Here is a 19,766-nt window from a genome sequence, read left to right on the forward strand (position 1 = left end):
GTTTGCCAGGTTTGCCTGGCCCGGCCATGAGGCTTGCGCCCGCCGCGCAGGATCACCCGCAAAATCGCATGGTAAAATCTCAGCATGTCCTATCAAGTCCTCGCCCGTAAATACCGCCCCAAGAATTTCGAGACGCTCGTCGGCCAGGAGCACGTCGTGCGCGCGCTCACGCATGCCTTGCACAGCGGCCGATTGCATCACGCCTACCTGTTCACGGGCACGCGCGGCGTCGGCAAGACGACCCTGTCGCGCATCCTGGCCAAATCGCTCAATTGCATCGGCCCCGACGGCACGGGCGGCATCACGGCCCAGCCTTGCGGCGTCTGCGAAGCGTGCACGGCGATCGATGCGGGACGCTTTGTCGACTATATAGAGATGGATGCGGCGTCGAACCGCGGCGTCGATGAAATGGCGCAACTGCTGGAACAGGCGGTCTACGCGCCCAGCAATGCGCGCTTCAAGGTCTATATGATCGATGAGGTGCACATGCTGACCAATCACGCCTTCAATTCCATGCTGAAGACGCTGGAAGAGCCGCCCGAGCACGTCAAGTTCATCCTGGCCACGACGGACCCGCAAAAGATTCCCGTGACCGTGCTGTCGCGCTGCCTGCAGTTCAACCTCAAGCAGATGCCGCCCGGCCACATCATCAGCCATTTGGACAATATCCTGGGGCAGGAAGGCATCGCCTTCGAACAGCCGGCCTTGCGCCTGCTGGCCCAGGGCGCCCACGGTTCCATGCGCGATGCGCTGTCGCTGACGGACCAGGCCATCGCGTATGCGGCCGGCGCAGTCACGCTCGATGCCGTGCAAGGCATGCTGGGCGCGCTCGACCAGTCGTACCTGGTGCGTCTGCTCGACGCGCTGGCGCAGCAGGATGGTGCCGATCTCCTGGCCGTGGCCGATGAGATGGCCTCGCGCAGCCTGTCGTATAACGGCGCCCTGCAAGACCTGGGCACCTTGCTGCACCGCATTGCGCTGGCGCAAACCGTGCCCGCCGCCTTGCCGCAGGATTTGCCCGAGTACGCGGACATCGTGCGTCTGGCTGCCGCCTTCGACGCGGAAGAAGTGCAGCTGTTTTACCAGATCGCCGTGCATGGCCGCAATGAACTGGGCCTGGCGCCCGATGAATACGCAGGCTTTACCATGACCTTGCTGCGCATGCTGGCCTTTCGGCCCGGCATAGGCGGCGCCGAAGGCGTGCCGGCTGCCGCACCTGCGTCGGCTCCTGGCAATCGTCCCGCCGCCGTGGCCGCCGCGCGCGCCGCGGCTGGCGCATCCGCACCGGCCGCCCGCGCCGCCACGAACAGCGTGGCCAGCCATGCCGCCGTGACACCGCCCGCCGTTGTGGCCGCAGCCGCCGCGAGCATGGCCCGCAGCGAAGCGCCGCCGCCACGCGCAGCTGCGCCCGCACCGGCACCCGCACCCGCACCTGCAGCAACCCCGGCACCCGCACCAGCGGCGCCGCCGCCCGCCGCTCCTGTTCCTGCGGCTGCCCCGGCAGCATCGGGCGCCCCGATCAGTTCCGCCCGCGCCGCCATCAATGCGGCGCTGGAAGCGGCCCGCGCCGCCTCGAAAGGCCGTCCTGGCAGCGCGCCGTCGGCGCCAACGTCGGCGCCCAAGCCGGCCGCTCCGGCACCGGCCGCCGTAGTCGCCGCGCCAGCCCCGGCCGCGCCCGTCCAGGCAGCACCGCCGCCGGCCGCCGCGCAAGCGCCGGCGCCGTGGGACGATGCGCCGCCAGTGGCCGTGATGGAAGCGCCCGCGCCGGTGCCGCCTGCGCGTCCCGCCGCCCCGCCGCCACAGCAGCAAGCCGATGACGACTTGCCGCCGTGGGTCACCGAATTTTCCGACGACAGCGCCTCGGCCGCCGTGTCCGCGCCCGCCGCGCAGGGCGGCGAGCAGCCCGCCGTCGTCATGCCGCAGCGTGCCGCCAAGCAAGCCGCGCCCAGCGGGCCGTATGTGATCACGCCCGTTCCCGGCCTGGACTGGGACGGCAACTGGCCGGCCGTGGCCGCCGTGCTGCCCTTGCGCGGCGTGGCCCAGCAGCTGGCCGTGCAGGCCGAGCTGATCGAATGCCTGCACGACGGCCACAGCACGACTTTCCGCCTGCGCGTGCCGATCGACACGTGGCGCAGCCCGGCCAACGTGGAAAAACTGGCGGCCGCGCTGAGCGAGCGCTTCGGCCGCAAGGTCAATGTCGACACGGAACTGGGCGCCGTCTGGTACACGGCCAGCGCGGAAGCGCAGGCCCACCGCGAGGCGTGTCAGCTTGCCGCGGAAGCAACCATCGCCAGCGATCCCTTTGTGCTCGACATGAAGCGTGCATTCGACGCTTTTGTCGTGCCGGGAACGATTACCCCTGCACCGGCCGGCTCCGCCGCGCCGACCCTGCATTGATGATTAACACACTCACAAACTGAATTAACGGAGCATTCTTATGATGAAAAATCAACTGGCTGGCCTGATGAAGCAGGCGCAAGCAATGCAAGACAACATGAAAAAGGCCCAGGAACAACTGGCGCTGGTGGAAGTGGAAGGCCAGTCCGGCGCCGGCCTCGTGAAAATCGTCATGACGTGCAAGAACGACGTCAAGCGCGTCTCCATCGACCCGTCCTTGCTGGCCGACGACAAGGACATGCTGGAAGACCTGGTGGCTGCCGCCTTCAACGACGCCGTGCGCAAGGCGGAAGCGACGTCCGCGGAAAAAATGGCAGGCTTGACCGGCGGCATGAACTTGCCAGCCGGCTTCAAAATGCCATTCTGATGCACAGCCGCATGCGCTCGATCTGTGGCACAGGGCAAGGTTGATCCATGTCCAAGTCGCTTGAATTCCTGACCGAGGCGCTGCGGCGCCTGCCCGGCGTCGGCCCCAAGTCGGCGCAGCGGATGGCGTTTCATTTGTTGCAGCACGACAGGGAAGGCGCGGCCATGCTGTCGCGCGCCTTGTTCCAGGCCGTCGATGCCGTGCATCACTGCGGCCTGTGCAACACCTTTACCGAACATGAAGTGTGCGAGACCTGTCTCGACGAAGAGCGCGACAAGCGCTTGCTGTGCGTGGTGGAAACGCCCGCCGACCAGCTGATGATCGAGCAGACGCTCACCTACAAGGGCCTGTATTTCGTCCTCATGGGACGGCTCTCTCCGCTGGACGGTATCGGCCCGAAAGATATCCACCTCGAAAAACTATTAAACCGCGCCAACGATGGCGTGGTCGGTGAAGTGGTGCTGGCCACCAACTTCACGAATGAAGGCGAAGCGACGGCCCATTACATCAGCGAAATGCTGAAGGCGCGGGGCTTGCGCGTGAGCCGCCTGGCCCGCGGCGTGCCCGTGGGTGGCGAACTGGAATACGTCGACGCGGGCACGATTGCCCGCGCGATGCTCGACCGCAGGGCAACCTGAGCACAACATGACAGAATCCTCCGCGACCACTGGTCCATTGCAAGGCATTAAAGTGCTGGAACTGGGCACCCTGATCGCGGGGCCGTTCTGCGCCCGCATGCTGGCCGAATTCGGCGCCGACGTGATCAAGATCGAGTCGCCCGATGGCGGCGACCCCATCCGTACCTGGAGAGTGCTGAAAGACGGCACCTCGCTGTGGTGGTCGGTGCAGGCGCGCAACAAGAAAAGTTTAACGCTGAACCTGAAGTCGCCCGAGGGCCGGGCGATTGCCCGCCAGCTGGCCCTGGAAGCGGACATCATCATCGAGAACTATCGTCCCGGCGTGCTGGAAAAGTGGGATCTCGGCTACGAACAGCTCAAGCAAATCAAACCGTCCATCATCATGGTGCGCCTGTCCGGCTTTGGCCAGACGGGGCCGATGAAGGACTTGCCCGGCTTCGGCGCCATTGGCGAATCCATGGGCGGCTTGCGCTATGTGTCCGGCTTTGCCGACCGTCCGCCCGTGCGGGTCGGCGTGTCGATCGGCGACTCCGTGGCGGCCCTGCACGGCGTGATCGGCGCCATGATGGCCTTGCGCCACCGCGACGTGACGGGCGGGCGCGAGCACGGGAAAGGGCAGATGGTCGACGTGGCCCTGTACGAATCCGTGTTCAACCTGATGGAGTCGCTGGTGCCCGAATACGACCAAGCGGGCGTCGTGCGCGAGCGCACGGGCGGCTCGCTGCCCGGCATCGTGCCCTCGAATACCTACACGACGGGCGACGGTGAAAACATCGTCATCGCCGGCAATGGCGACGCCATCTTCAAGCGCCTGATGCTGGCCATGGGCCGCATCGACATGGCGGGCGACCCGCAACTGGCGCGCAACGACGGCCGGGTGGCGCGCACGCAGGAAATCGACGACGCCATCGGCGCCTGGTGCGCCACGCACACGATAGCCAGCGCGCTGGCCGTGCTGAAGGCGGCCGACGTACCGGCCGGTAAAATCTACTCGGTGCGCGACATGATGAGCGATCCGCAATTTCTCGCCCGCGACATGTTCGAACAGCACCATTTCGCCGACGGTACCCCTGTGAAACTGCCCGCCATCAGCCCGAAACTGTCCGCCACGCCGGGCAAGACGCAGTGGCTGGGGCCGGCCCTGGGCCAGCACAACGACGAGGTGCTGGCGTCGCTCGGCTATGACGCCGCCGCCATCGCGCAACTGAAGGCCGATGGGGTGGTATAGGGCGGGTAGGTCGGGTAGGTCGGATTAGCGGCGTAGCCGCGTAATCCGACACCACCGCGCCACGTTACCAACACCACCACGTTATACCGACACCCCCAGCCAAGCCAACAATGTTGTCGGCTTACGCGCTTCGCGCTAAGCCGACCTACGCAACTCACTGATACCTGTCATGCATCGAATTTTCCGTACCGCGCTTGTCCTGGCATCCAGCACTATCCTCCTCTCCGCCTGCGCCAGCTTCCCCCACGACGCGCCGATTACCGGCCTGCGCCTGATCGGCGAGCAGCGCATCGCGCTTAAGTACGCGTTCGAGGGCACCACGGTGGGCGGCTTGTCGGGCATCGACTACGATGCGACGAGCAAGAGCTGGGTGATGGAAAGCGATGACCGCTCGGAAATCAATCCGGCCCGCTTCTACCGTGCTGCCTTGAATTACGACAGCAAGGCGTTCTCCGGCGTGACTTTGAGCAGCGTGCATTTCTTCACGCAGCCCGATGGCAGCCGCTACCCGAACCTGGCCCATGCAAAACTGGAGCGGGGCGACCAGGTGCCCGACATCGAAACCATCCGCGTCGATCCGCAGGACGGCAGCCTGTGGTACGGCAGCGAAGGCAACCGCAAGGTGGGCTTGCATCCGTTTGTGCGCCATGCGGACCGCGATGGAAAATTCCTGGCTACCTTGCCCACGCCCGCCATGTTCAATGTCTCGAAGGAAGAAATCGGCTCGCGCAACAACATGACGTTTGAAGCGCTGTCGTTTGCCAGCGATGGCAAGAGCTTGTGGCTGGGCATGGAAGCGGCCCTGTACCAGGACGGCCCGCTGGCCACGCCCGACAACGGCTCCGTGGTGCGCATCACGCGCCTGGACCGCGCGGGCAAGGTGCTGGGCCAGTATGCGTATCCGATTGAGCCCGTGGCGTCGCGGCCCGCGCCGGGGCGCGAGGCGGACAATGGCGTGTCGGAAATCCTCGCCGTGAACGGCCATCAGGTGCTGGTGGTGGAGCGGGCCGGCGTGGCCAACGCGAACGGCCTGTACACGAATCACGTGCGCATCTACGAAATGGAGACGGATGGCGCCACCGATATCCAGGCCATCCCGGCCCTGGCGGGCGCGGCTTATGTGCCGGCGCGCAAGCGATTGCTGCTGGACCTGGAAAAGACCGGCTTGCCCAAGGTCGACAATATCGAAGGCATCAGCTGGGGGCCACGCCTGGAAAACGGCCGCCGCAGCCTGGTGGTGATTTCCGACGACAATTTCAATCCGCAGCAAGTCACGCAAATCCTTGCCTTCGAAGTGCTCTAGTTTCCATGCTGGCCAGTTGGCCCGCCTGCCTGGCCAGCATGGCCGTGATCGTGTCGTGCGGCGACGGGTGGCCTAAAAAGTATCCCTGGGCCATGTCGCAGCCGTATTCTTCCAGCATCAGCAGTTGCTCGTCCGTTTCCACGCCCTCGGCCACCACCACCATTTTCAAGCCGTGCGCCATGGCGATGATGGCGCGCGTGATGGCCGCATTTTCCGTATCCTGCGGCAAGCCGGCGATAAAACTCTTGTCGATTTTTAAAGCCCGCACGTCGAAGCGCTTCAGATAATTCATCGACGAATATCCCGTGCCGAAGTCGTCGATGGACAGGTAGACGCCGATGCCGCGCAATTGCTCCAGGGTCACCATGGTGGCGCGCGCATCGTCCATCAGGGTTCCTTCCGTCAATTCCAGTTCCAGCAGGCGCGCATCGAGGCCCGTGTCGGCCAGGGCCGAGAGCACGATCTGCATCAGGTTTTCATCCTTGAATTGTTTGGCCGACAGGTTGACGGCCATGCGGATGGCGCGCCCGCCATGGCTTTGCCAGGCCTTGGCCTGGTTGCAGGCCGTGCGCAGCACCCATTCGCCGATGGGCACGATCAGCCCCGTCTCTTCGGCCAGCGGGATGAATTCCGTGGGCGAGATGATGCCCCGCTCCGGATGGCGCCACCGCACCAGCGCTTCCACGCCCACGATCTGCGTGCTGGGCACGTCGATCTGCGGCTGGTACAGCAAATACAGTTCGTTGTTTTGCAAGGCTTTGCGCAAGCCCACTTCCATCTTGACGTGGCTCATGATTTCCATCGTCAGCGAGGAGCTGTAGAGCTTGGCGTTGTTCTTGCCGCAGTTCTTCGCGTGATACATGGCCGTGTCCGCATATTTCAACAGCGAGTTGCAGTCCTCGCCATCTTCCGGATACAGCGAGATGCCGATGCTGGCCGTGACGAAAATCTCGTGCCCCTCGATCATGAAGGGCCGGCGCATGGCTTCCTTGACCCGGTGCGCCACGTTCAGCGCGTCTTCCACCCGCTCCAGGTCGGGGATCAGGATAGTGAATTCGTCGCCGCCCAGGCGCGCCAGGTTGCTGCCGCCGGAGGACGCCTCGAACTCGTGTTCGGCGCGCAGCACCAGGTCGCTGGGGCGGATGGTTTCGCGCAGACGCTCGGACACCACCTTGAGCAAATGGTCGCCCACGTCGTGGCCCAGGGTGTCGTTGATGCGCTTGAAGGCGTCCAGGTCCATGAACAGCACGGCGAATTTCTTGTCGTGCTCTTTCGAACGCAGCAGTTCCCGTTCCAGGGTTTCCAGGAAGGCCTGGCGGTTGGGGATGCCTGTCAGGCTGTCGCAATAGGCGAGGCGGCGGATCTGCTCTTCCGTGCGCTTGCGCTCGCTGATGTCGCGCACCAGGCCCAGCACCTCGTCGGCCCCCGTCGCCACCAGGCGCGCCTCGAAATGGCGCGTGCTGTCCTCGTGCGTGAGCGTGTAGTCGACCGAGCCGATGTGCTGCGTGGTCAGCACGGCGTGCGCCTTGTCGAGCAGGCGCGCGGCGATTTCGTGCGGCAGCACGTCGCGGATATGGCTGCCCACGCAGTCGCTGATGGAAAAGCCGGCGCTGGCATCGTGGCCCTGTTCGTAGTCGAGATAGAAGCCTTCGCGGTTGAGACGGAAGAAGGTATCGGGGATGGCGGCCAGCACGGCGCGGTTGTGCGCGTCGGCGATGCGCAGGCGGGCGATGGCGTCGCTGGCGCGCAGCACGTACAGCACGCGGTGGCCCAGGATGGGCCAGTTGATGGGTTTGGAAATGAAATCGGTGGCGCCCACCTCGTAGGCGCGCGTGACGGCTTCCAGTTCGTCGCCGCCCGTGACCATGATGACGGGCACTGTGCCGCCCACTTCCTGGTGGCGGATTTCGCGGCACACGGCAAAGCCGTCCATGGCCGGCATGTCGACGTCGAGCATGACGAGGTCCGGACCGCTGTGCTTGTAGCTGGCCAGCGCCTGCACGCCGTCTTCGGCCTCGATCACGTCCAGGCCCACTTGCGTGAGCATTTGCCGCATCAGCAAGCGCATCACGGGATCGTCGTCGGCCACCAGCACCAGGCCGCGGGGAGGGGAGAGGGGCGCTGTCATGTCAGTGTTCCTTCACGAGGATGGCGTTCAGCGATTCGCGTACGGTCAGGAAGGCTTGCTGCATCTGCAGCAGCAGGGGAGCCGCGCCCTCGGTGCTGCCGGCGCGGCCCAGTTTTTCCATCTCCTTGCACAGCTGCGCCAGGCCGTCGGCGCCCACGTTGGCGCTGCCCGATTTGAGGCTGTGCGCCACCTTGCGCAGCGCTTCCGCGTCCGCGCCGGCGATCGCTTCGCGCATGGCGCTCAACTGGCGCGGCGTCTCGCCGGTAAAGGCCTGGATGACCCGTTCCAGCAGCGCATCGCCGTCGGCGTGCGACAGGGCGCGGATGTTTTCCAGCGCCTGCCGGTTCAGCGGCTGGACCGATGCCGTGGCGGCGGATGGCGGCGTCACCTCGGGCGGCGCTTCCTGCGGCGCTTCTTGCGGCGTCTGCGGCTCCGGCGCTTCGCTGTGGTGCACGGTGGCGGCGCGCGGCAGGGTGATCCAGCGCGCAATCGTGTGGCCCAGGTCCTGCTGCGTGAACGGTTTACTCAGGTAATCGTCCATGCCGGCCGCCAGGCATGCTTCGCGGTCGCCCTGCAGCGCATTGGCCGTGATGGCGACGATGGGCAGCACGCGCGCGTGGCCGCACTGCTGTTCGTGGCGGCGGATTTCCGCCGTGGCGGCAAAGCCGTCCATCACGGGCATCTGGCAATCCATCAGGATCAGATCGAAATCCTCGGCCTGCGCCGCCTGCAGGGCTTCTTCGCCGTTGCGCGCGCAGACCACGTCCAGACCCAGGCTGTCGAGCATGGCCAGCGCCACTTCCACGTTGACGGGGTTATCTTCGGCCAGCAGCACGCGGCGGCGCTGGCGCCGGCCCACCTGCCGCGCCGCATGCGGCGGATGGATGCGCAGGCTATCGCTGGCGCGCGGCGGCGTGACGATGCAGTCGAACAAATCGCATTCGCGGGCCGGCTTGATCAGCTGGAAGGCCACGCCCGCCTCGCGCCGCTGCACGGGGTCGGCCGCCGCCTGTTCCGTGCTCAGCAGCAGTAATTTGAGGTCGGCCAGCAGCGGGTCGCTCTTGATGGTGGCGGCCAGGGCCAGGCCGCTGGTGCGCGGCAATTCCATGTCGAGCAGGGCCACGCCATATGGCGTGCCCGCCTGGGCCGCCGCGCGCAGCTTGGCCAGGCAGTCGCTGGCCGTGCCGGCGCTGTCGCTGACGATGTGCCAGCTGGCCAGTTGCCGCTCCAGCACGGCGCGCGTGGCGGGTGTGTGGTCGACGATCAAGGCGCGTAACCCTCGCGTGGTTTTCAGGTTGAAGGAGGGGTCGTCGCTGTCGACTCGCCGCTTATCGAAATTTACTTCGAACCAGAAGATCGAGCCTTGCGTTAAAGCATTATCAACGCCGATAGTGCCGCCCATCAGTTCCACCAGCTGTTTCGAGATCGTCAACCCAAGGCCCGTGCCGCCGTGCTTGCGCGTGGTCGAGCCGTCCGCCTGCGAGAACGATTCGAAGATGCGCGTCTGCGCCTCGTTTGATACGCCGATGCCCGTGTCGTGTACCTCGAAGCGCAAGCCCACGCTGGGCGCGTCTTCGCTGCACACGGTCACCTTCACGGTGACCTTGCCCGTTTCCGTAAACTTGATGGCGTTGCCCAGCAGATTGACGATGATCTGGCGCAAACGGTTCGGGTCGCCGCAGATGGCGATCGGAATGTCGTAGGCGATGTCGAATTCCAGGCTGATATTCTTCGCTTCCGCCTGCGGCGCGAACACGTGTTCTATGTCGTCGAGCAATTCGCGGAAATTGAAGCGGATGTATTCCACGCTCAGCTTGCCTGCCTCGATCTTGGAAAAGTCGAGGATGTCGTTGATGATCACCAGCAGATTCTGCCCCGAGCGCTGCACCATGCTCGTGTAGTGGCGCTGCTGCGGGCTCAAAGGGCTGGCCAGCAGCAATTCCGTCATGCCCAGCACGCCGTTCATGGGCGTGCGGATTTCATGGCTCATGGTGGCGAGAAACGCGCTCTTCGCCTGGCTGGCCGCCTCGGCCGCATCCTTGGCTTTTTCCAGCTGCGCCGTGCGCACGCCCACCTGGCGCTCGAGCTGGTCGCGGTAATTGGCCAGGGTGCTGTCGCGGCTGTCGATCTGCGCCAGCATGTCGTTGAAACTGTCGATCAGCACGCCCAGCTCGTCGCTGCGCTGGTGCGCAATGCGGTGGCTGTAGGTCTGGCTGCTCGACACTTTTTGCGCCGTATCGATCAGCTTGGTGATCGGTTCGGCGATCACGCTCTTGAAACGCCGCGCGAGGAACACGGCGATCAGGAAGGACAGCACGGTGGCGCCGCCGATGGCGCCCACGTGGCGGCCGATGTCGCGCCACATGTGGTTCAGGTCCGCCTCGATCAGCACGGCGCCGATGATCTGTTGCGGCTCGCCTGGCCGGTAGACGGGGCGGTACAAGCGCATGGCGGGCGCCAGGGTCGTGCCCGAGCCTTGCGTGACGGGCTGCACGGCCATGTCGGCCAGCAGGGCCGGGTCCATGTCTTCCGGCGCTGCCAGGCCGTCCGCATGCTGCGGCGCGCGGTACAGGGCGAACAGGCGCCCGCCCTTGTCGAACAGGGCCGCCTGGGCCACCTCGTCGCGCGCGGACAGTGCCGCCAGCACCTGTTCCGCCTGCGCCTGCGCCGGCTTGCCCAGCTGCATGGGCGCCGCGCTGGCCGCGCCGATCACGCCCGCCAGCGACAGCAGTTGCTTGCCTTCATCGTTCTTGTGGTTGAGCACGGAAGTCAGCGCAAACGCCACGAACACCAGCAGCAGCGCGCAGCCCGACGACAATACCGAAATCATGGTCAGCTTCTGGCTGATGCTGGAGCGTTGGAAATTGAACATGGTTGTGGCGCTTCTCCGGTCGGCCTGTTGACTGTTTTTTAATTTCCTATTGGAAAAATATAGACGCGAAGACACATCCCGATATTGATGTGGGTCTAATGGAGGAGAGGGGAGGGGAACTTATAAGAGATGAAACAACGGAGGGCAGCACATAGGTCGGATTAGCGCGGCAAAGCCGCGCGTATCCGACACCACCACCGGCCGCGCCAACGATGTTGTCGGATTACGCTCTACGAGCTAATCCGACCTACGCAACTGACCCCGGTATTTGCTTTTGGGGATGCAATTAAACCCCTGAAAGGCCGGGGTCAGACCCAGGAGGGGGCATGTGTCCCAATGGGGCACATGCCGATCCCGAAGGGACTGACCATACTATTAACAACAACCTCCACGTTTTCCCGCCCCGCCGTAACGGGCTTCCTGCCGCTCGCGGAAAAACTCTTCATACGTCATCATCGGCTCGCCGGGATGGGTCACTTCCCGGTGCGCCACATAGGTGTCGTACTCGGGCAAGCCGCACATGAGCCGCATGCTTTGCCCCAGATACCGTCCAGCCTTGATGATTTCATCTATCATCATTGCACCGTGGGCATGGCCTGGAACGGCGTTTCCTTGGTGCTCGGTTTGCTGTCGGCGCGCGCCTTCATGATGGTGCGGATACCGAAGAACAGCACGCTGATCACGACGATGACGAAGAAGGCGGCCAGGCCGGCGTCGAGGTAATCGTTGAAGATGATCTGCTGCATCTGCGCCACGGACTTGGCCGGCGCCAGCAGGGTGCCTTCATCGAGGGCCGCCGAGTATTTCTTCGCATGCGCGAGGAAACCGACGCGCGGGTTGGCGTCGAAAATCTTTTGCCAGCCCGCCGTCAATGTGCACAGCAGCAGCCAGATCGTCGGCGTGATGGTGACCCATGCGTACTGGCCACGCTTCATCTTGAACAGCACGCACGTGCCGAGGATCAGTGCAATCGCCGCCAGCATCTGGTTGGCGATGCCGAACAGCGGCCACAGGGTGTTGATGCCGCCCAATGGATCGACCACGCCCTGGTACAGGAAGTAGCCCCAGGCCGCCACGCACAGGCCCGTGGCCAGCAGGTTGGCGATGACGTTTTCCGTCTGTTTCAGCGCTGGCACGAAGCTGCCCAGCAAGTCTTGCAGCATGAAGCGGCCGGCACGCGTGCCCGCATCGACGGCTGTCAGGATGAACAGCGCCTCGAACAGGATGGCGAAGTGGTACCAGAAGGCCATCATGGCCTTGCCGCCGATGGCGCCGGACAGGATCTGCGCCATGCCCACGGCCAGGGTCGGTGCGCCGCCCGCGCGCGAAATGATGCTGTGCTCGCCAACGTCCTTGGCCGTTTGCGTCAGCATTTCCGGCGTGACATAGAAGCCCCACTGCGAAATCGCCTGGGCGGCCGATTCCGCCGTGGTGCCGATCAGGGCGGCCGGGCTGTTCATGGCGAAATAGATGCCCGGCTCGATGGTCGAGGCGGCCACCAGGGCCATGATGGCCACGAACGATTCCATCAGCATGGCGCCGTAGCCGATGAAGCGGGCGTGGCTTTCGTTTTCAATCATCTTCGGCGTGGTGCCCGAGGAAATCAGCGCGTGGAAGCCGGAAACGGCGCCGCAGGCGATCGTGATGAACAGGAAGGGGAACAGATTGCCCGACCAGACGGGGCCGGAGCCGTCGATGAACTTGGTCATGGCCGGCATTTTCAGGTAAGGCGCGACGACGATGATGCCGATGGCCAGGCCCAGAATCGTGCCGATTTTCAGGAAAGTCGACAGGTAGTCGCGCGGCGCCAGCAGCAGCCACACGGGCAGGACGGAAGCGATGAAGCCGTAGCCGATCAGCATCCACGTCAGTTCCGTGCCCGTGAACGTGAACATCGGGCCGAGAACGGCATGTTCCTGCACGTATTGGCCGCCGATGATGGCCAGCATCAGCAGCACAAAGCCGATGATGGAAATTTCGCCGATGCGGCCCACGCGGATGAAGCGCGAGTACACGCCCATGAACAGGGCGATGGGAATCGTCGCCATCACGGTGAAGCTGCCCCAAGGCGAGCCCGTCAGCGCCTTGACGACGATCAGTGCCAGCACGGCCAGGATGATGACCATGATCATGAAGCAGCCGAGCAGAGCGATCATGCCGGGAATTTCGCCCAGTTCAGCCTTGATCAGGTCACCCAAGGAACGGCCATCGCGGCGCATGGAAATGAACAGCACGATGAAATCCTGCACGGCGCCGGCAAACACGACGCCCGCCAAAATCCACAGCATGCCGGGCAGATAGCCCATCTGCGCGGCCAGCACGGGGCCGACCAGGGGGCCGGCGCCGGCAATCGCCGCGAAATGGTGGCCGAACAGCACATATTTGTTGGTCGGCACGTGGTCGAGGCCATCGTTGTGCTTGAAGGCGGGCGTCATGCGGCGTGCATCGAGGCCCAGCACCTTGTCGGCGATGAACAGGCTGTAGAAACGGTAGGCGATCAGATAGACGCAGACGGCGGCGATGACGATCCAGATCGCGCTGATCGGTTCGCCACGTTGCAGGGCGACAACGCCCAGGGACCCGGCGCCTGCCAGCGCAAGCGCTGCCCAGCCGAGTTGTTTGAAAATGCGGTTCATGCTTCCTCCAGAGATTGACGGGCGCTGTGCCGTGCGAAGATGTGTGCTGCCGAGCCTGGTCGTCGCCAGTTTGGATGTGACTTTTGGTGTATCTGCAGCTTATGGCGAGTATTCAGGAATCGTATAATTGCCGCAAGCGCAGCACTACGCAGTAACGCTCAGTATTACTACGCAGACCGATCGCCGCGCCGCGACGTAAAATCACCCATTCCCACCAGCATCGACGCCGCCGGAGCGCGCAAGGCCATGAAACTCAGACAGAAAGTCATCTTCCTGGCCATCACGCCGCTCATCCTCGCCCTGTGCGCCATTGCGTTTGCCGTGCGGCACCAGGCGATCACCCTGGCCGAGCAGCAGCGCGCCACCATCCAGCAAGCGTACCTGGCCAGCAAGGAAGCCGAGCTCAAGCATTACGTGACCCTGGCCAGCCATTCCATCGCCTCTTTATATGGTTCTGGCCGCAAGGATGACGCCACGCAAGAGGAGGCCAAGCGCATCCTGTCCGCCCTCAGCTATGGCGACGACGGCTATTTCTTCATCTATGATTTGCAGGGCAAGTCGCTGATGCATCCGCGCCAGCCCGAGCTGGTGGGGCAGAATCTGTGGGAGCTGCGCGACGCCGAGGGCAATCTGACCATCCAGCGCCTGATGCAGCGGGCGAAGAGCGGCGGCGGTTTCGAGCGCTACAACTGGATCAAGCCGTCGACCAACAAGTCCGCGCCCAAGCTCGGCTATGTGATCCTGATGCCGGAATGGGGCTGGATGATGGGGACCGGTATTTACATGGACGACGTGGACCAGGCGCTGGCCAAGGTCGACGCCCAGCAGTCGCGCAATATCCGCTCGACCATGGAGCTGATCGCCGCCATCGCCATCCTCGGCTCCCTGCTGGTGGCCGCCTGCGGCCTCGTGCTGAACCTGCGCGAACTGCGCGTGGCCGATGCCAAGCTGAAAGTGCTGGCGCAGCGCGTGGTTGAATCGCAGGAGGAAGAGCGGGCGCGGCTGTCGCGTGACTTGCATGACGGCATCAGCCAGTGGCTGGTGTCGATCAAGCTGCAGATCGAGGCGGGCATCGCGCGTCTGGCCGGCAATGCGGAACAGAAAGACAAGGCGCCGGCCACGTTCGAGCGTGCCGCCGAGCAGCTGAACAAGGTGCTGGGCGAGGTGCGGCGCATTTCGCACAACCTGCGTCCGGCCATTTTAGATGACCTGGGCCTGGCCGCCGCGCTCGACCATCTCGTGCATGAGTTTAACGACAGCAGCAGCGCGCAAGCCAGTTTCACGGCCAGTCCGGCGGCGGCGGGCGAGGGCTTGCCCGACATGGTGAATACCGTCCTGTTCCGCATCGCCCAGGAAGCGCTGACCAATTGCGAGCGCCATGCCCACGCCCGCGGCGTGGAAGTGAGCCTGCGCGAGGCGGGCAAGGCCGTGGAATTGCGCATCGAGGATAACGGCGGCGGCTTCGACTTTGACGGCATCGCCCTGCATCCGCAGCGCGGCATCGGCCTGCGCAACATGACGGAACGCATGGAAGCCATCGGCGGCAGCCTGCACATCACCTCGTCCCCGGCCGGCACCGTGGTGCTGGCGCGGCTCGCCCTTTCATCCACCCACTAAGAACAGATACGCAACCATGACCGAGAAGATCAACATCCTGCTGGTGGACGACCACCCCCTCGTGCGCGACGGCTTGCGCGCGCGCCTGGAAGCGGTGGCGCATTTCGACGTGGTGGCCGAGGCGGGCGGCGCCGACGAAGCGCTGGCCCAGGCGCGCGCACACCAGGTGGACCTCGTGTTGATGGATATCAATATGCGCGGCACGAACGGCATCGAGGCGACGGCGCTGTTCAAGCAGGCGTTCCCGCAGATTGCCGTGCTGATCCTGTCCATGCACGACAAGCTCGAATACGTGTCGCAAGCCATCGCCGCGGGCGCACGCGGCTATGTACTCAAAGATGCCCCAGGGAAAGATATTGTGTTTGCCATCGAGACGGTGATGTCCGGCGGCATTTATTACAGCGCGGCGCTGGCGCGGCAGCTGTCGCGCCCGCAAGTCCACGATTCCTTCCTCACCACGCGCGAGCAGCAAGTGCTGCAGCACATCGCGGCGGGCCAGTCGAACAAGCAGATCGCCCGCGTGCTGGACCTGAGCGTGCGCACGGTGGAGACGCACCGGCTGAACATCAAGCGCAAGCTCGGCATCGAAGGGCAGGCCGAATTGATCAAATATGCGGTCGAGCATGCACAAGGCGGCAGCGCCTGAGAAGGCGCGCGCGGCGCCGCGCTTTCATTAAACCCGCATGACAGGCGGGTCTCGCGGGGGAATGTTCTTTTTGAATATTTATTGCCAAAATTAAACTGTTTCATGGGTGAGATTCGGATAGAATGAATCTCGCTGTCGAAATGGCATCCCTGTCGGGCCAGGGTTGCCAATGCTGGTCAGTTTATTTACTATGGCGCCCTACCCACACTGAGATACCGATGTCAGCGTCTGAATCAAACCTGTTTCCGTTGGTGGGATTACAAGCAGTAGCCAATGCTCATAACGAGTGGGTCGCTGTTACCCTGCATGTACCGCAGGCCTCGACGGCGTCGCTGCTGGCGGCGCTGGCCGCCGCCGATGCGTATGCCTTCCTGGCGCCGCTCGACTGCATCATTCCCCTGGCCGACCCGCATGGCGTGGACGAGGCCGTGCTGGCGCAACTGGCGCCGCAACGCACCATCTTCCGTTTGCCTGCCCATCTTGCCGACGACAAAGCGCTGCAGAAAAAATGCCGGCAATGGCGCGACGCCGGCTACCGCATCCTGCTCGATGGCGCCGAGGCCGGTCCCGTGACGGCGGCGCAGGTCGATGCGCGTGCGCTGAGCTTTGACGCGGCCGGCGCCCGCCCGGCCCTGCATCAGCTGCTGCCCTTGCCGGGGCCGCACCTGGCCTACAACATCGCCGACGCGGGGCAGATTGCCGAATTGCAAGAACTCGGCGTGAGCTGGTTTGCCGGCGATTACGCCCTGCACCATGCGCGCCAGCAAAGCGAGCCGGAAGACGCCACGTCGCGGCGCCGCGTGCTGGCGCTGCTGGGTCTGCTGGCCCGCGATGCCGACGCGCACGAGCTGGAAGTGCCGCTCAAGCAAGACCCATCGCTCAGCTATCATCTATTAAAACTGGTCAATTCCGCCGCCTTCGGTTTCACGGCGCCGATTAGCAGCTTCAGCCAGGCCATCACCCTGCTGGGCCGGCGCCAGCTGCAGCGCTGGCTGCAACTGCTGCTGTATGCGCGCCAGCAAGACGATGGCAAAATCCACGCGCTGCTGCCGCTGGCGGCCGTGCGCGCGGCGCAGATGGAAGCGCTGTGCCAGCTGCGCGGCGGCGACCGCGACGCGCAAGACCTGGCCTTCATGGCAGGCGTGTTTTCCCTGCTCGACGTCTTGCTGGGCATGCCGATGGAAGACATCATCGCCACCCTGAACCTGGCGCCCGAAGTGAGCACGGCCTTGCTCGAGCGTAATGGCGAGCTGGGTGCCTTGCTGGCGCTGGTCGAAAGCGCCACGCCGCCGCTCGACGGCTTGCGCCGCGCCGGCATCGATGGAGAAACCTATTGGCGCAGCCTGCTGCAGGCCTACCAATGGGCCATCCAGGTCAGCCGGAACCTCTAGCATGACCCTGTTTCCGGTGTCGGATTTCCTCGCTGACAGCGCCGCCCTGTGCGACGCCGTCGTGCGTTTGCGCGGCTCCGCGCTGGTAGCTGAGCTGGGCCGTATCGCCAGCACCGTGATGGCCAGCCCGCATGGCCAGTTCCTGCCCGCGGCCAGTACGGACGCCGCTGCGCCAGCCGTGCCGTTTCCCCGCGATACGCCTGCTTTGTTGCAGGAAGTCAGCTTCGACGGCCATTGCTTCGGTCATTACAGCGTGGCCGGCCGACCGCTGTATAACGATGCCGACCGCCGCCACCTGGCCAGCCTGGCATCGTTGACGGCCGGCGTCTTGCAGGTGCATTCGCTGGCGCAACGCTCGACCCATGCCTACGCGCAAGTCGAAGCCTTGCTGGCGCAGCAGACGCAAATCCTCGACCAGTTGCACGAATCCGTGCTGACGATGGACTTGACGGGCTACATCACCAGCTGGAACAAGGGCGCCGAACGCCTGTTCGGCTACACCTCGGTGGAAGCCGTGGGGCGCAACATCCTGTTCCTGTACGACGACGAAGACACGGGTTTCCACGACGCCTTCCTGGAGCAGGGAGGGCGCCTGATGGAGGTGCGCCGGCGAAAGAAGTCGGGCGAGGTCTTCTGGGCCAGCCTGTCCTTGTCGCCGCTGCAAGACCTGGACGACAAGCCCATCGGACTCATCGCCTACCTGACGGACATCACGGAACGCAAGCTGGCCGAAGAGCGGCTGCACCACCTGGCCTACTACGACCCGTTGACCAGCCTGCCCAACCGTACCTTGCTGGCCAAACTGGTCGACCAGGCTCTCAGCGTGGCGCAGCGCAGCAAGATGCTCGGTTGCGTGCTGTTCATCGACCTGAACCGTTTTAAGCTGATCAACGACACCCTGGGCCGGCGCATCGGCGACGAACTGCTGCGCCAGGTCTCCTTGCGTTTCCGCCAAGTATTGCGCGACCAGGACCTGGTGGCCCGCCTGGGCGGCGACGAGTTCGCCGTCGGCCTGTTCGACATCGGCCAGCATTTCGAAGCGAGCATGGTGGCGCAAAAGCTCCTCGCCTCGCTGGTGGAGCCATTCCTGATCGAGGACCACGACCTGCGCGTGGGCGCCAGCATCGGCATCAGCGTGTATCCGCAGGACGGGCAGGATGCGGAAACCCTGCTGCGCCTGGCCGACATCGCCATGTACCGCGCCAAGCAGGATAGCGGCGGCGAAGCGGAAAGCGTGGCCTTCTACAGCCAGGACATGAACCAGGGCATGCAGGCGCGCATGCGCCTGGAAACGGGCTTGCGCCAGGCCCTGTCGGAACAGCAACTGCTGCTGCACTACCAGCCGAAGTACGCGCTCGGCAGCGGGCGCATCATCGGCGCCGAAGCGCTGGTGCGCTGGCATCACCCGCAGCACGGCATGATCCCGCCCGCCGAATTCATCCCGCTGGCCGAATCGACGGGCCTGGTGGTGCAGGTGGGCGAATGGGTCTTGGAAGCGGCCTGCGCCCAGGCGCAAGCATGGAAGCTGGCTGGCCTGCCGCCGATCCGCCTGGCCGTCAACGTTTCCGCGCGCGAATTCACGGCAGCCTTGCCCGCCAGGGTGGCGGCGACCCTGGCCCGCTACGGCCTGGAAGCGGCCTGGCTGGAACTGGAAATCACGGAAAGCACCCTGATGCACAACATCGAGAGGGTCATCGCCATCATGGACCGCATCACGGCTCTGGGCGTGGCCCTGTCGCTGGACGACTTCGGCACCGGCTATTCGAGCCTGTCCTATTTGAAGCGCTTCCCCATCGATACCCTGAAAATCGACCGTTCGTTCACCACCGGCATCCCCACCGACGCCAGCGACTGCGCCATCGCCAGCACCATCATCAGCATCGCCCAGCAGCTGCACCACAAGGTGATCGCCGAAGGCGTGGAAACGGCCGAACAGCTGGCCTTCCTGAAGAGTTCCGGCTGCGACGAAGTACAAGGCTACCTGTTCTCGCGCCCGCTGCCGGCGAGAGAGTTCGAGCGGGCGCTGCGGGAAAACTGGGGGGTGTAGGTGCCTGCCCCAGCCCTTGCCGTTGGGGGAGTAAGGCCACGACAGTACTAGCCATTGGTAAGCCAGTGACCTTTATGTATAATGCTGCCATCTGGAAGCGTGGCCGAGTGGTTGAAGGCACTAGTCTTGAAAACTAGCGACGGGTTAAACTGTTCGTGAGTTCGAATCTCACCGCTTCCGCCAGGAAATAAAGAAACCGCCTTCGGGCGGTTTTTTATTGCCTGGCGGAAGCGAGCAGGGCGCCTTCGCGCCCTGCGTGTGAGATTCGAAGGGCTGGGCCTACCGGCCCAGCCCGCCCCGAATCCTCCAACCGCTGCCGCTGCGCGGCAGCTTCGCGCGCCGAGGGCGCGCGTTCGTGGTTCTAATTAGGTTTGCGATTGAGCCAGCTTTCACAGCACCCGACGCATCAGTTCGTGTCCGAATAGCGGACCTGACCCTCGCGCCCCGGTTCAAGCCGCCCTTCAATTGGGGGGCGATCAAGAGTGCGGGTGAGTGA

At 64.4% G+C, this 19,766-nt stretch carries 13 protein-coding genes and 1 tRNA gene; 10 read left to right on the forward strand and 4 right to left on the reverse strand.

Annotated elements, in window-relative coordinates:
* The first annotated feature begins 84 nt into the window (after window positions 1-84).
* The 5 genes from dnaX to IGS60_RS19230 all read left to right on the forward strand — a co-directional run bounded on the left by dnaX (window position 85) and on the right by IGS60_RS19230 (window position 5,933).
* A complete protein-coding gene (gene dnaX / locus IGS60_RS19210) occupies window positions 85-2,397 on the forward strand; it encodes a DNA polymerase III subunit gamma/tau (RefSeq protein WP_230505861.1) in 2,313 nt (770 codons plus the stop codon).
* A gap of 40 nt (window positions 2,398-2,437) precedes the next feature.
* Window positions 2,438-2,764, forward strand: coding sequence for a YbaB/EbfC family nucleoid-associated protein (locus IGS60_RS19215; protein WP_034759121.1), 327 nt, complete (start codon window positions 2,438-2,440; stop codon window positions 2,762-2,764).
* 47 nt (window positions 2,765-2,811) lie between these two features.
* Window positions 2,812-3,402 carry a recombination mediator RecR gene (gene recR, locus IGS60_RS19220; RefSeq protein ID WP_034786598.1) on the forward strand — a complete coding sequence of 197 codons (591 nt, stop codon included), beginning with the start codon at window positions 2,812-2,814 and terminating at the stop codon, window positions 3,400-3,402.
* Between the two features lie 7 nt (window positions 3,403-3,409).
* Window positions 3,410-4,630 (forward strand): CaiB/BaiF CoA-transferase family protein, encoded by a 1,221-nt coding sequence (locus IGS60_RS19225; protein ID WP_230505862.1) that lies wholly within the window; start codon window positions 3,410-3,412, stop codon window positions 4,628-4,630.
* A gap of 169 nt (window positions 4,631-4,799) precedes the next feature.
* Complete coding sequence (locus IGS60_RS19230) at window positions 4,800-5,933, forward strand: esterase-like activity of phytase family protein (RefSeq protein ID WP_230505863.1); 1,134 nt, start codon at window positions 4,800-4,802, stop codon at window positions 5,931-5,933.
* Here IGS60_RS19230 and IGS60_RS19235 read toward each other — a convergent pair.
* From IGS60_RS19235 to IGS60_RS19250, 4 genes are all read right to left on the reverse strand, one after another.
* Entirely contained in the window at window positions 5,902-8,061 is a 2,160-nt protein-coding gene (locus tag IGS60_RS19235) for an EAL domain-containing protein (RefSeq protein WP_230505864.1), read from the reverse strand. The two genes, IGS60_RS19230 and IGS60_RS19235, sit on opposite strands and share 32 nt — an antisense overlap.
* A gap of 1 nt (window position 8,062) precedes the next feature.
* A complete protein-coding gene (locus IGS60_RS19240; protein ID WP_230505865.1) occupies window positions 8,063-10,933 on the reverse strand; it encodes a response regulator in 2,871 nt (956 codons plus the stop codon).
* A gap of 375 nt (window positions 10,934-11,308) precedes the next feature.
* Window positions 11,309-11,509: a YbdD/YjiX family protein gene (locus IGS60_RS19245; RefSeq protein ID WP_010396213.1), complete on the reverse strand. Its 201-nt coding sequence runs from the start codon at window positions 11,507-11,509 to the stop codon at window positions 11,309-11,311.
* Entirely contained in the window at window positions 11,509-13,569 is a 2,061-nt protein-coding gene (locus tag IGS60_RS19250) for a carbon starvation CstA family protein (RefSeq protein ID WP_070224851.1), read from the reverse strand. The genes IGS60_RS19245 and IGS60_RS19250 overlap by 1 nt, the downstream gene beginning before the upstream one ends.
* A 246-nt stretch (window positions 13,570-13,815) precedes the next feature.
* On the opposite strand from IGS60_RS19250, the gene IGS60_RS19255 reads away from it, so the two are divergent.
* From IGS60_RS19255 to IGS60_RS19275, 5 genes are all read left to right on the forward strand, one after another.
* Window positions 13,816-15,186 carry a cache domain-containing protein gene (locus IGS60_RS19255; RefSeq protein ID WP_230505866.1) on the forward strand — a complete coding sequence of 457 codons (1,371 nt, stop codon included), beginning with the start codon at window positions 13,816-13,818 and terminating at the stop codon, window positions 15,184-15,186.
* Window positions 15,187-15,202: 16 nt separating this feature from the next.
* Window positions 15,203-15,832 (forward strand): response regulator transcription factor, encoded by a 630-nt coding sequence (locus IGS60_RS19260; protein WP_070224853.1) that lies wholly within the window; start codon window positions 15,203-15,205, stop codon window positions 15,830-15,832.
* A 218-nt stretch (window positions 15,833-16,050) separates the two neighbouring features.
* A complete protein-coding gene (locus IGS60_RS19265; RefSeq protein WP_230505867.1) occupies window positions 16,051-17,223 on the forward strand; it encodes an EAL and HDOD domain-containing protein in 1,173 nt (390 codons plus the stop codon).
* A 1-nt stretch (window position 17,224) separates the two neighbouring features.
* The gene (locus IGS60_RS19270; protein ID WP_070224855.1) at window positions 17,225-19,270 is read left to right on the forward strand and encodes a bifunctional diguanylate cyclase/phosphodiesterase; all 2,046 of its coding nucleotides are present in this window, start codon (window positions 17,225-17,227) and stop codon (window positions 19,268-19,270) included.
* Between the two features lie 93 nt (window positions 19,271-19,363).
* Window positions 19,364-19,453: transfer RNA gene (locus IGS60_RS19275), tRNA-Ser, on the forward strand.
* Window positions 19,454-19,766: the final 313 nt, after the last annotated feature.

The sequence above is a fragment of the Janthinobacterium sp. FW305-128 genome (genome assembly GCF_020858135.1).
In the GTDB taxonomy this organism is placed as follows: domain Bacteria; phylum Pseudomonadota; class Gammaproteobacteria; order Burkholderiales; family Burkholderiaceae_D; genus Janthinobacterium.